Source organism: Mesorhizobium sp. Ca11 (assembly GCF_020165275.1).
GTDB lineage: Bacteria > Pseudomonadota > Alphaproteobacteria > Rhizobiales > Rhizobiaceae > Mesorhizobium.
The window spans coordinates 1-12,030 of the sequence record NZ_JAIUHU010000032.1 but is presented as its reverse complement, the minus strand read 5'-3'; the positions used below and the strand labels follow the sequence as shown (position 1 = coordinate 12,030).

The window sequence follows — 12,030 nt, the reverse complement described above, 5'->3', positions numbered from 1 at the left end:
TTCCTCTACCCCGTCGATCGGGGGAGAGGTGGCTCGGCGAAGCCGAGACGGAGTGGGGGTCGACCAGCGCTGCATAAACAATGCATGCGCCAAGCTGCCATGCACGCTATCGCCAAAGACCAGCCCGCTTGGAAATGTGTGCATGCGGTAGACAAGGAGAGCTGGGAAATAAAAAACCGGCGTCAGCTTGCTTCTGACGCCGGTCATTCAGGTTTTGGGATCGTCGCACCTGATTTTTCCAAGGAAAAACCGAGGTTGGTTCGATCCGACGCTGACCCGTGGGCGGGGGGCTTGGGGTTTACGAGCCGGTGCCGGACCGAACCGTCTCAGGCAACGACCGTAAATTCGTCGGACATTGGGGCATGAGCGCGGATTATTTGTGGCGAGAATGTGGCGGAGCATCACCAATTCCAACATGTGTTTCGCAAACGTGACTGGACGTTTGGGAAACCGCGCGACCCGCGCGTGTTCGGCCGGCCCCGCATTTCCATCGTGCCCTTGCAATTCCCTTATGAAAGCGCGAACCTTGGCCGGCGCATGATTCAATCGAAGGATCGAGGCATGACCGATCACAGCGGCGGGACGGAGGATGGGGAAGCATCCGGAATATTGATCCCGTTGCACGAGGCGCGCAACGCACGCCTCGACCAGCCGGTGCGATTCGACCGGCGCGAGCTCGACCAGATCCTGAGGCTTTACGGACGTATGGTTGCGGCCAATGAATGGCGCGACTACGCGATCGACCATCTCACTGATCGCGCTGTCTTTTCCGTCTTCCGCCGGGCCAGCGAAGTGCCGCTGTTCCAGATCGTCAAGGACCCCAGGCTGGCGCGCCGGCAAGGCGCTTTCGCCGTCATCGCCGCCGGTGGGCGCATCCTCAAGCGCGGCCAGGAGCTCGGCCGCGTGCTCGGCGTGTTCGATGCCAAGCTGAAGGTTGTCGAGGCGTGAAGGGAAAGGGGAATTGATGAACTGAAGAATTGAAGAATTGAGGAAAAAGGGCGCTTGGCGGCCGGTGCGGTAGTCGTTTTTCTTCAGTTCCTCAATTCTTCAGTTCTTCAATTCCTTTTGAATCCGGAACCTTCGCTCCGGCAGCGAATTCGGATCCGGCGGCAATTCCGCGCCGCCATTCAGCGAAAGCTGCATGAACACCGTGTCCAGCCAGCGTCCGTGCTTGTAGCCGGAGCCCTCGAGGCGCCCGGAATGGCGGAAGCCGAGCTTCTCGTGCAGCCGCACCGAGGCGCTGTCTGCGTGGCCGTCGCCGATCACCGCAATGATCTGGCGGAAGCCCGCCGCGCGCGCCGTCTCAATCAGCGCCCGCATCAGCAGCAAGCCCACGCCCTGCCCCTTGGCCTCCGGCGCGACATAGACCGAATCCTCGATGACGAATCGGTAGGCGGGACGCGGCCGGAACGGCCCGGCATAGGCATAGCCGAGCACGATGCCGTCCTTCTCCGCCACGAGATAAGGAAAGCCGCCCGCCGCTAGGGCGTCGAATCGGTTGCCCATTTCCGCGCGGCTCGGCGGCTCCAGCTCGTAGCTCGCCGTGCCGTGCGCGACCGCATCGGCATAGATTTCGGTGATTCGGTCGAGGTCGGCCGCCGTAGCGGCCCTGATCGCAGTATTGCTCATAATTTGTGCAGTTCTCGTTCCTGCCTCGATAACAGCAGATGACTGCATTAAAAGGAAGGGCGGCCGTTGGGCCGCCCTTCGCAAAATCTATGGTCCACTGAGACCGGGCAACTGCCTTAGCGGCGGTCGCCCATGAACTGCAGCAGGAACATGAACAGGTTGATGAAGTCGAGATAGAGGCGCAGCGCGCCCATGATCGCCTTGCGGCCGGCGACGTCGGCGACGTCACCTTCGAAATACATCTCCTTGATCTTCTGCGTGTCGTAGGCGGTCAGGCCGGCGAACACCAGCACGCCGATCGCCGAGATGGCGAAAGCGAGCGCCGACGACTGCAGGAAGATGTTGATCAGCATCGCAATCAGCAAGCCGATCACGCCCATGATCAGGAACGAGCCGAACGCCGACAGGTCGCGCCTGGTCGTGTAGCCGTAGAGCGACAGGCCGCCAAAGGCCGCGGCCGTGGCGAAGAAGGTCTGGGTGATGCTGGTGCCGGTGTAGACGAGAAAGATCGTCGACAGCGACAGGCCGACAAGGCCGGCATAGACCCAGAACGTGGCCTGAGCCGCGCCCACGCTCATCGACTGGATGCGGAACGACAGGAACATCACGGCGGCGAGCGGCGCCAGGATGACGACCCAGCGGAACGCGCTTGCATAGATGAGCTGGCCGAAAGCGGTCAGCTGGCCGTCGCCGGTGATGGCGAGTTGGAAGGCGCCCCAGGCGGCAAGGCCGGTGATCAGAAGGCCAAGCCCCATGAGGTTGTAGACTTTGATCATATAGGCGCGCAGGCCTTGATCGATATCGACGCGCACGCCGGGGGCGGCGGACGTCTGGTAGTTGCGAATGGGATCAGCCATTGGAAATCCTCTGTTGCTTCTGCCCCGTCCGGTGACAGGTCATTCGAGACCAGGCGCCGCTGGCGGGGCTCCAGCATGCCTGCGCAAAATATGAGCGTTCTCGACGTCAAGAACAAGACGGTAACGAGGCGCAACGCTTCGTGAGAAGGCAAAAGGCCGGTTTTCGGGTCTTCCGGGCGTCTTTCTTACAAAAATTTAACCGGGCTTACAAAGGTTTAAGCGGGCGGGCGGCTCTCGGCCCCCCCGTCAGAGGTTGCGCAGCACCGGCGCCGCCTTGTGGCCGAGCACCCGCCAGGTCCCGGCAAGGCCGATGCCGACGGTGACCGCCAGCGAAACCAGGATCGTCGCCACCGCGACCTGTGGTATGAAATGCGACGGCAGCGTCATGATATGCGCGACCACGAACCAGGCGGCGATGCCGCCGGCGGCAAGCGCGAACAGCGCGGTCGCAAAGCCGATCAGCATATATTCCAGCGAGAAGGCGGTAATCAGCGTTCGTCGCGTCGCGCCGAGCGTCTTCAGCACCACAGCGTCATGGATGCGCGCCCGGTTGCCGGCGGCCAAAGCGCCGGAGAGCACCAGCACCGAGGCGATCAGCGCCACGCCGGCGGCGGCGCGGATCGCGGCGCCCAATTGCGCCACCAGCCGGTTGACAATGTCGAGCGCGTCCTTGACGCGCACCGTCGTCACAGCCGGAAAGGCGCGGGTGACGGCGTTGAGCAGCCTTGCATCGTCGGCCGCAGTGGCTTGTTTGTCGGTCAGTGTCGCCAGCCAGCCATGCGGCGCCCCGGCGAAGGTGTTGGGCGAAAACACCATGACGAAGTTGATGCCCATCGTCTCCCACTCGACCTGGCGGAAATTGGCGATCCTCGCGGTGACGTTGCGTCCAAGCACATTGACGGTGACGGTGTCGCCGAGCTTCAGCCCGATCGCCTTGCCCTCCTCGGCCGAGAACGACACCAGCGGCTCACCGGAATAGTCCTGCGGCCACCACGCGCCTTCGGTCAGCGTCGCGTTTTCCGGCTGCTTGGCGTCATAGGTCAGGCCGCGGTCGCCGCGCAGCACCCAGGCGCCGTCGGCCGGGATCTTCACCTTGTCGACGTCGACGCCGTTGAGCGCCATGATGCGCCCGCGCAGCATCGGCACCTTGACCAGCGTCCCCCGCGGCGACTCCTTGCCGACAAGGCCGGCGAAGGCATCGACATCGCTGCTCTGGATGTCAACGAAGAAGAAGTTCGGCGCCCGCTCCGGCAGGCTGCCGGAGATCTGCCGCCTGAGATTCCCGTCGATCAGCGCCAGGGTGACGAGAAGCGTCAGCCCGAGGCCGAGCGACAGCACCACCGAGGGCGTCAGCGCGCCGGGACGGTGGATGTTGCCGAGCGCCAGCCGAAGCGACACGAAACGGACGCGCGGACTTTTCCTAGCCGCCCACTGCACCAGGGCCGCCACCAGCCGCAGCACCAGGAAGGCAAAGACCGTGGCGCCGACGAAGATCGAGGCGATGCGGTAGTCGTTGGCCGAAAGGATCGCCAACGCCGCCAGCGCCAGCACGATCGCGAGCGCCGCGCCCGTATAGGGCAGGCGCGGCAGGCCCCGGCTTTCAAAGCCCATTTCGCGGAACAGCGCGGTTGCCGGCACGTCGCGGGCGCGGCCGAGCGGCAAAAGCGCGAAGGCCAGCGTCACCAGCAGGCCGAACAGCGCGGCAAGGGCCAGCGCGCCAGGATAGAAGCCGCCTTGCGCCGGCACCGGGATGACCGACTGCAGAAGCGCGCTCGCCACGAACGGCATCGCGGCGCCGACGATAAGCCCGAGCACGATGCCGAGGCCTGCAATCAACAGGATCTGCACCAGATAGACGGTGAAGACGAAGCCGCCCGAGGCGCCGAGGCTCTTGAAGGTGGCGATGACGCCGCGCTTGCCGTCGAGATAGGCGCGCACGGCGTTGGCCACGCCGACGCCGCCGACCACCAGCGCCGTCAGCCCGACGAGCGTCAGGAATTGCGAGAAGCGTTCGATGTTGGCGGAGAGCGCGGGGGCGGCGTTGCTGCGCGTGCGGATCGACCAGCCGGCCTGCGGGAAATCCTTCGCGGCTTGAGCCTGGATGTCCTTGATCCGCGCCTCGGACGTGCCGTCGGGCAGGCGCACCTTATAGGCGTTCTCGACCAGGCTGCCTGGCTGCACCAGGCCGGATGCGGCAAGGCCCTGGCGCGAAATCATCAGCCGCGGCGCGAAACCGAAACCGTCCGACACCGCATCCGGCTCGCTGACCAGCCTCGCCCGCAACTCGAAAGTGGCGCTGCCGAGTTTCAACTTGTCGCCGATGTGAAGATTGAGCCGGTCGAACAACAGGTCGGGCGCGGCGGCGCCGAACACGCCGGACCGTTCGCCGAACAATTGGTCCTTCGGCAGCGCCGGATCAGTTTCCAGAGCGCCGAAGAGCGGATAGGCGTCGTCGACGGCCTTTGCCTCGACCAGCGCCTGGTCCGAGCCGTCCTCCAGCCGCGCCATCGAGCGCATGCCGGAATTGAGCGAGACAGTGCCGAGGCCCTTGATGAAGCCGAGCTCCGCATCGGAAGCGCTGCGCTGGTTGACCTGGAAGCGCAAATCGCCGCCAAGCAGCGTCTGGCCCTGATTGGCGACGCCGGCCGAGATCGCCTGCGCCACCGAATTGACGCCGCCGATCGCCGCGACGCCCAGCGCGATGCAGCCGAGGAAGATCATGAAGCCGGACAGTCTGCCGCGCATCTCGCGCAGCGAGAAGCGGATGGCAAGCTTCAGGGTTCGAAGCCGGGCGGCCGCCATGCCTCTATGCCGTCACTTTGAGCAAAGGCGCATCCTCGATCCGCCCCGAACGCATCGAGACCTGGCGCGCACAACGCCCGGCCAGCGCCGGATCATGCGTCACCAGCACCAGCGTCATGCCGCGCTCCGCCGCCTTGGCGAACAGGAGATCGGCGATCTGCTTTCCCGTCACCTGGTCGAGGTTGCCGGTCGGCTCGTCGGCGATGAGGATGTGCGGCGACGGCGCCAGCGCCCGCGCGATCGCCACGCGCTGCTGCTCGCCGCCGGAAAGCTCTCCCGGATAATGCGTCACGCGGTCGCTCAGGCCGACCGCCGCGAGCTCCCGCGCGGCCACCCCGAACGGATCGGTATGGCCGGCGAGCTCCAGCGGCACGGCGACATTTTCCAGCGCCGTCATGTTGGGGATGAGATGGAAGGATTGGAACACGATGCCGATGTTTCGCCCCCGAAACGAAGCAATCTGATCCTCGCTTTTGTTATTGATCAGCTCGCCGGCGATCCGGACTGTGCCCGAATCGACTCTTTCCAGCCCGGCAAGGACCATCAGCAGCGTGGACTTGCCGGAGCCCGACGGACCGACAATGCCGGTGGCTTCGCCGGCCGCCACGTCGAGGCTCACATCTTTCAGCACATGGACGGAGGACGCGCCCTCGCCGAGCGTCAGCGATATGTCCCTCAGCGCGATGACGGCTTCTGTCACAATGAAAGCGCCCTATATGTGAAAAAAGGAGACGACCGCTGTCTCCTCCCTTGGATTGTTCCGGTCATATGGGGCTCGCCGCATGGCTTTCAAACACCGTTTTGCTGCAGCCCTCATCCTTTTCCTAGGCCTTTGCGCCGCCATCTCGCCGGCGCGCGCCGCAACCTTCACCATAGTCGGCTTCGGCGACAGCCTGATGGCTGGCTACAGCCTTGGCCCCGGTCAGGGTTTCACCGACAGGCTGCAAGCGGCTCTGAAGGCAAAGGGCCTCGACGTCGCCGTCGCCAATGCCGGCGTGTCGGGCGACACATCGAGCGGCGGGCTGGCGCGGCTCGACTGGTCGGTGCCGGACGGCACAAGGCTGGTGATCCTCGAGCTCGGCGCCAACGACATGCTGCGCGGCGTCTCGCCTGAGATCGCCGAAAAGAACCTCGACGCGATGTTGGGCAAGCTGAAGCAGCGCAACATCCCGGCGCTTCTCGCCGGCATGCGCGCCGCGCCCAATCTCGGCGCCGATTACCAGAAGGCCTTCGATGCCATCTATCCGCGGCTTGCCGAAAAATACCGCGTTCCGCTCTATCCGTTCTTTCTCGACGGCGTCGCCGGCCATCCCGACCGCCAGCTCGAAGACGGCCTGCACCCCAATCCCAAGGGGGTCGATGTCATGGTTGAGCGCATCATGCCTGTGGTGGAAAAGGCGATCGCCGACAATGGGGGGCCATCATGAGTCCGTAATGCCACGCTTTCCGCTGGGGAAACTTTGTGGACAACAAACCGCTTGCCCCGCGCCAATATCGATGATTCGCTAGGAACGAGAGTTTCGATTCGAGGACAGGAGGCTTCACATGCCACGTCTTTTCACCGCCCTCGAAATTCCGCGTGATGCTGCTCTCTCTTTGTCCCTGCTCCGGGGCGGGCTGCCCGGAGCGCGCTGGATCGACGTCGAAAACTACCACCTGACGCTGCGCTTCATCGGCGATGTCGAGGGCCATGTTGCCGACGAGATCGCCAACGCCCTCGACCGCGTTGACCGCCCCTCTTTCCAGCTCACGCTCACCGGCGTCGGCGCCTTCGGCGGCAAGAAGCCTCATGCGGTGTGGGCCGGCGTGTCGGCCTCACCCGACCTGACGGCGCTGCAGGGCGAGATCGACCGCATCTGCCAGCGGCTCGGCCTGCCGGCCGACCCACGCAAGTTTTCGCCGCATGTGACGCTGGCGCGCCTGCGCAATGGGAGCCCGCTCGATGTCGCGCAATATCTTTCGGCGCGCGGCAATTTCGCGGCATTGCCCTTCCGCGTCGGCCGCTTCGTCCTGATGTCGTCACGCGATTCGGTCGGCGGCGGCCCCTACATCGTCGAGGAAGCCTGGCCGCTGGTCGGCGAAGCGCTGGCCCCAAGCCGCTTCGCCAGCGCATCCGACGCCTCGCGGATCATGCGGTAGACCGAGGCGAAGGCCTCGGCGCCGTCGTAATAGGGATCGGGAACGTCCACGGCCTTTCCCGTAGCAAAATCCAGATAAAGATGGATGCGGTCGTGCGCGGCCTGCGGCGCCAGCGCCTTGAGGTCGCGCACATTTGCATTGTCCATGCCGAGGATCAGGTCGAAACGCGAAAAATCCTCCTGCAGCACCTTGCGCGCCCGCTGCCCTGAAATGTCGACGCCGTGCCTTGCCGCCATCGCGATCGAGCGCCGGTCCGGCTCCTGGCCGGCATGCCAGCCGCCCGTCCCGGCCGAATCGATCACCAGACCCTGGTCTTTGCCTTGCTCGGTCAGGACGGCGCGGAACACGCCCTCGGCCAGCGGCGAGCGGCAGATGTTGCCAAGGCAGACGAACAGAATGGATTTTATGGGCTTTGCGCTCATCGATCCGGCGTTATGGTTGGATCACCTCCGAATAACATAGGGACCGGACATGAACAGGGAAAAACTCAACAAGGAAGCGATCGTCGCCGCGCTTGCGGAACTTGACGGCTGGTCGCTCGCCGCCGACGGCGCCTCCATCAAGCGCAGCTTCGTCTTCAAGAATTTCTCCGAGGCCTTCGCCTTCATGACGCGCGTGGCGCTGGCGGCCGAAAAGATGGACCATCACCCGGACTGGTCGAATGTCTACAAGACCGTCGACGTGACGCTGAACACGCATGACGCAGGCGGCGTCACGGCGCTCGATATCGAGCTCGCCAAGCGGATGAACGTGTATTTCGGCTAAGAGCGAGCGGACTTCGTCATTCCAGGGCGGAGCAAGGAGCGAAGCGACGCGCGTAGACCCTGGAATCCATTCCGTGACCTACGAGCGTCGCGGCGGTGCAGATCATGGCGAACGTTCGCGATTGGCCAAAGCCTCTCAACCTCGTCATCCACGGGCGAAGCGACGCGAAGCGGAGCGCAGACCCGAGGATCCATTCCGTGACCTTGGCCATTCCGTGATCTTGGCCGAGGAATGCAGCGAAGCAGGATTCTGCACCGTAAGCAGCCTGGCTTCGTCATTCCAGGACGGAGCAAGGAGCGAAGCGACATTCCGTGACCTTTGCCGAGAATTGCAGCGGAGCAGAATTCTGCACCGTGAGCAGCGCTCGTATGTCACGGAATGGATCCTCGGGTCTGCGCGCGTCGCTTCGCTCCTTGCTCCGCCCGTGGATGACGATCGGAGGGATGCCTTGGCCAACCACCACACTGAGGCGATTGCCACGCTGGTTATTGTTGCGAGTTCGATTTTCAGGTCGGCGCGCCTCCTAAACTCTTGTAGCCGCCTCCCGCTTTCACCACATTTTCCCGCGGCGAGCCGCCCGCAACGATGCACGCGGCCGCCAAGGAGCGATTGATGGCGCAAGGTACCGGTTTCGATTTCTTCGGCTTCGGCGACAAGCTCGCCGGCGAGGGCGAAGTACGCGAAAAATTCTGGCGCACCGCCAAGAAAGCGGCGCGGCAGATTCCGTTCATGGACGAGGTTGTCGCCGCCTATTATTGCGCCATGGACAAGGACACGCCGCTGCGCACCAAGGGTATCCTGCTCGCCGCGCTCGGCTATTTCGTCCTGCCGGTGGATTTCATCCCCGACTTCATCTTCGGCCTCGGCTTCACCGACGACCTTGCCGTGCTGACCGCGGCGATCTCCGCCGTCAGCGCGCATATCACGCCTGCCCACAGGCAGGCCGCCAAAGCCGCGCTGGCGGACAAGAGCTGATCCCGGCTCGCTTCAGGCCCGCAAATCGGCGCGGACGAAAAGACAAACTCTTGCCGTTTTCGTGGCATCCAACTCCGCGCCGGGACGTCGCGCCGGCATCAATCCACAGTGGCGGCGCGGATGGTGGCGGTTTCCTGGGGTGGGTTCCTTTTCTTCAAGGACAATTCACCGTTTGGTAACCCTGATTAAATCAAAATGAAGCGACGGCAGGACGCCACGCGGCCCGCCTCCGCACCATTTGGAATACGGGAAGAACGATGCGCGGATTGATTGCTATAGTTTCCAGCCTGGTCCTGGTGGCCTCGGCGGCGCCGGCGTTGGCGCAGCAGGCGACCAAGATCGGCCAGCACAATGCCTGGGGCACCTACAGCTATCAGTCGGCCGCCGGCAAGGTCTGCTATGTGCTGACCGTGCCCACCGACAAGCAGCCGCCGTCGCTCGACCATGGCGACATGTTCTTCTTCGTCAGCCAGCGTCCCGGACAGCAGGTCTCCTACGAGCCGCAGTTCATCGCGGGCTACAACTTCCAGGAAGGCTCGAAGGCCACCGTCACCATCGACAAGAAGAGCTTCTCGATGTTCACCCGCGGCAAGTCGGCCTGGGTCGAGAACGCGGCGGAAGAGCCGGTGCTGATCGCCGCCATGAAGACCGGCTCCGACATGAAGGTTCAGGCCAAGTCCGGCCGCGGCAATCCAACTTCCTACGTCTTCTCGCTGAAAGGCATCTCGGCCGCGCTGGCCTCGATCGCCAAGTGCAAATAGGCGGGAACCGCATTCGAACCTGACGCAAGGCCGGACATCATGCCCGGCCTTTTGCTTGGGCTGGCGCTCAGCCCTGCGCCAGCTCTGGCTGCGCCCTGCGCCGCCGGATCGCCTCGGCGATGAAGACGCGCGACAGCGCGTGGTAGAGAGGTTCGTTGGAGATCAGCCTCGCCGTGCCGTAGCCCAGCATCGACGCGCACATCAGCGCGATCACATTGTCGTGGTTGCCGGTCATCTCGAGAATGATGACGAAGGCCGTCATTGGCGCCTGCACGACGCCGGCGAAATAGCCGGCCATGCCGAGCAGCGCCGCCGTGCCGGTGGCCGTGCCGAAGACCAGGCCGAGCGTGCTGCCCAGCCCCGCGCCCACCGCCAGCGACGGCGCGAAGAGGCCGCCGGGAATGCCCGACACCATCGACAAGAGGCCGGCTGCGAACTTCTCGACGAAGAAGAAGGCCGGCAGCGGCGTGCCTTCGATCGCGCCGCGCGCCTGCACATAACCGGTGCCGAAGGTCGATCCTCCGGAGGCGATGCCGATCGCGGCGACGGCCAGGCCGCAGACAGCCGCCACGACCAGCGTGCGCGGCAGCGGCTGCAGCGCGTTCCAGCGCCGGATGCGGCGCATGACTTTCAGCGCCGAGAGCGAGAACAGCGCGCCGACACCGCCGCCGATGATTCCGCAGGCGAGCACCAGCGGCCAGTCCGTGGCGAAGGCGACCGTGTCCCTGGCGACGCCGAAATAGGTGTAGTTGCCGAGCAGCCCGAGCGAGGCGAGGCCAGCCAGGATCACCGCCGTCAGCACCAGCCCGTTGGTGCGCGCCTCGTAGGCCCGGCCCATTTCCTCGATGGCGAAGACGATGCCGGCAAGCGGCGTGTTGAAGGCAGCGGCGATGCCGGCGGCGGAGCCTGCCAGGATCAGGCCGCGCGCCTGCGCCATCCCGCCCCAGCGCGCCGCCTGCAGCATCAGCGAAGCGCCGACCTGCACTGTCGGGCCTTCGCGCCCGATCGAGGCGCCGCAGGCGAGGCCGACGATGGTCAGCGCGATCTTGCCCACCACCAGCCTCAGCGACAGGATCCGGCTGCGGTCTTCCTCGTCGCGCAGATGCCGCGCCGCGATCGCCTGCGGAATGCCGCTGCCTTGCGATCCCGGAAAGAAGGAATGCGCGAGCCAGGCGCAAAGGACGAAACCGAGCGGCGTCACGACGAGCGGCAGATAGAAGCGCCAGCCGCCGTCATTGCCCGTCATGAGATGGAACAGGGCCTGCGCCCGGTCGGCGAGCAGGGCGAACAGGACGCTGATCAGGCCGATCGAGATGGCGCCGGCCCAGAAGACGAGGCGCGGCTGCCAGACGCGCCGCGACATCCACATGGCGTGGGAACGCCGCAGCATGCGGTATTTTCGGGATATGCCGGCCATGACCGTCCTCGTGATGGTTACCCGCCCTAGCACACTCGCCGGGTCGATCAACCCGCGAGGGCGAGCCCGACGCCATGTCAGTCAGGTCGAGGAGCAGTGCTCAAGGGGACGTTGCCGGTTGGCGGATAACCCGCCGGCACACCGGCCGGCGGGGAGGTCGGCACGCAGGATCGGCGATGTCACATCGCCATTTTTTCACATTCGGCCTGGGCCTTCTTGGTCGACGTGTCGACCATGTAGGCCTTGCCCTTGGCGTCGGTGATCATCATCATGCAATGCTTGATCGGCTTGGCCATCTTCATCATCTCGGCGCTCATCTTGGCGTCCGGCATCATGGTGCCCATGTGGCCGTCCGGCATGATCGCGGTGACCTGTCCACCCTTCATCATCGTCATGGCGCCCATCGTGTCCTCGGCAAGGGCCTGCGAGGTGCAAAGACCGGCGAGGCCGGCAATGAGTGCGAACTTGATCGAGTGCATTTGAACAACTCCCATTGTTGAGGGGCATGGTCGCCCCTTTCAGGTTCGCGGATGCGTTTCGATTGGTTACGCCAACACGAAGATGTGATCTGTTTTCAAGGGCCATCGCCAGTCGCGGCCTTCTCCCCCTGTAAGGGCTTTGCACAGAATCGGATCGGTGATTCCATGCGGATATCCGGCGAGGAGGGATTCGCGATGGTCGATCG

General features: G+C 64.5%; 14 protein-coding genes. 6 read left to right on the top strand and 8 right to left on the bottom strand.

Annotated features, from left to right (window positions below; translation table 11 throughout):
* Positions 1–207 (bottom strand): hypothetical protein (locus LB538_RS28860; RefSeq protein ID WP_224532751.1); only part of this gene is annotated, 207 nt, incomplete at its 3' end.
* Between the two features lie 354 nt (positions 208–561).
* Between LB538_RS28860 and LB538_RS28855 the strand changes: the two genes are divergently transcribed.
* Positions 562–948 (top strand): DUF2794 domain-containing protein, encoded by a 387-nt coding sequence (locus tag LB538_RS28855; protein ID WP_140546946.1) that lies wholly within the window; start codon positions 562–564, stop codon positions 946–948.
* Between the two features lie 99 nt (positions 949–1,047).
* Here the strand turns inward: LB538_RS28855 and LB538_RS28850 are convergent, their stop codons facing one another.
* From LB538_RS28850 to LB538_RS28835, 4 genes are all read right to left on the bottom strand, one after another.
* A complete protein-coding gene (locus LB538_RS28850; RefSeq protein ID WP_224532749.1) occupies positions 1,048–1,629 on the bottom strand; it encodes a GNAT family N-acetyltransferase in 582 nt (193 codons plus the stop codon).
* A gap of 116 nt (positions 1,630–1,745) precedes the next feature.
* Positions 1,746–2,486 carry a Bax inhibitor-1/YccA family protein gene (locus tag LB538_RS28845; protein ID WP_095769993.1) on the bottom strand — a complete coding sequence of 247 codons (741 nt, stop codon included), beginning with the start codon at positions 2,484–2,486 and terminating at the stop codon, positions 1,746–1,748.
* A gap of 246 nt (positions 2,487–2,732) precedes the next feature.
* Positions 2,733–5,288, bottom strand: a complete 2,556-nt coding sequence (locus LB538_RS28840) for an ABC transporter permease (protein WP_224532747.1) — start codon at positions 5,286–5,288, stop codon at positions 2,733–2,735.
* Positions 5,289–5,292: 4 nt separating this feature from the next.
* Positions 5,293–5,988 carry an ABC transporter ATP-binding protein gene (locus LB538_RS28835; RefSeq protein WP_224532745.1) on the bottom strand — a complete coding sequence of 232 codons (696 nt, stop codon included), beginning with the start codon at positions 5,986–5,988 and terminating at the stop codon, positions 5,293–5,295.
* Positions 5,989–6,070: 82 nt separating this feature from the next.
* Here LB538_RS28835 and LB538_RS28830 point away from each other — a divergent pair, with 82 nt between their 5' ends.
* Both LB538_RS28830 and thpR read left to right on the top strand, forming a co-directional pair.
* A complete protein-coding gene (locus LB538_RS28830) occupies positions 6,071–6,715 on the top strand; it encodes an arylesterase (RefSeq protein ID WP_224532743.1) in 645 nt (214 codons plus the stop codon).
* A 118-nt stretch (positions 6,716–6,833) separates the two neighbouring features.
* Positions 6,834–7,427 (top strand): RNA 2',3'-cyclic phosphodiesterase, encoded by a 594-nt coding sequence (gene thpR / locus LB538_RS28825; protein ID WP_140845987.1) that lies wholly within the window; start codon positions 6,834–6,836, stop codon positions 7,425–7,427.
* Here the strand turns inward: thpR and LB538_RS28820 are convergent.
* Positions 7,334–7,849, bottom strand: coding sequence for a low molecular weight protein-tyrosine-phosphatase (locus LB538_RS28820; RefSeq protein WP_224532741.1), 516 nt, complete (start codon positions 7,847–7,849; stop codon positions 7,334–7,336). The genes thpR and LB538_RS28820 overlap by 94 nt on opposite strands.
* A gap of 49 nt (positions 7,850–7,898) precedes the next feature.
* Between LB538_RS28820 and LB538_RS28815 the strand changes: the two genes are divergently transcribed.
* The 3 genes from LB538_RS28815 to LB538_RS28805 all read left to right on the top strand — a co-directional run bounded on the left by LB538_RS28815 (position 7,899) and on the right by LB538_RS28805 (position 9,928).
* A complete protein-coding gene (locus LB538_RS28815; protein WP_095769998.1) occupies positions 7,899–8,192 on the top strand; it encodes a 4a-hydroxytetrahydrobiopterin dehydratase in 294 nt (97 codons plus the stop codon).
* Positions 8,193–8,804: 612 nt separating this feature from the next.
* Positions 8,805–9,167, top strand: coding sequence for a YkvA family protein (locus LB538_RS28810; RefSeq protein ID WP_224532740.1), 363 nt, complete (start codon positions 8,805–8,807; stop codon positions 9,165–9,167).
* A gap of 257 nt (positions 9,168–9,424) precedes the next feature.
* Positions 9,425–9,928, top strand: coding sequence for an invasion associated locus B family protein (locus LB538_RS28805; protein ID WP_224532738.1), 504 nt, complete (start codon positions 9,425–9,427; stop codon positions 9,926–9,928).
* Between the two features lie 67 nt (positions 9,929–9,995).
* On the opposite strand, the gene LB538_RS28800 is transcribed toward LB538_RS28805, so the two are convergent.
* Entirely contained in the window at positions 9,996–11,345 is a 1,350-nt protein-coding gene (locus tag LB538_RS28800; protein ID WP_224532736.1) for a chloride channel protein, read from the bottom strand.
* Between the two features lie 179 nt (positions 11,346–11,524).
* On the bottom strand, positions 11,525–11,824 hold the full coding sequence (locus LB538_RS28795; RefSeq protein WP_224532735.1) for a hypothetical protein: 300 nt from the start codon (positions 11,822–11,824) through the stop codon (positions 11,525–11,527).
* Positions 11,825–12,030 lie beyond the last annotated feature (206 nt).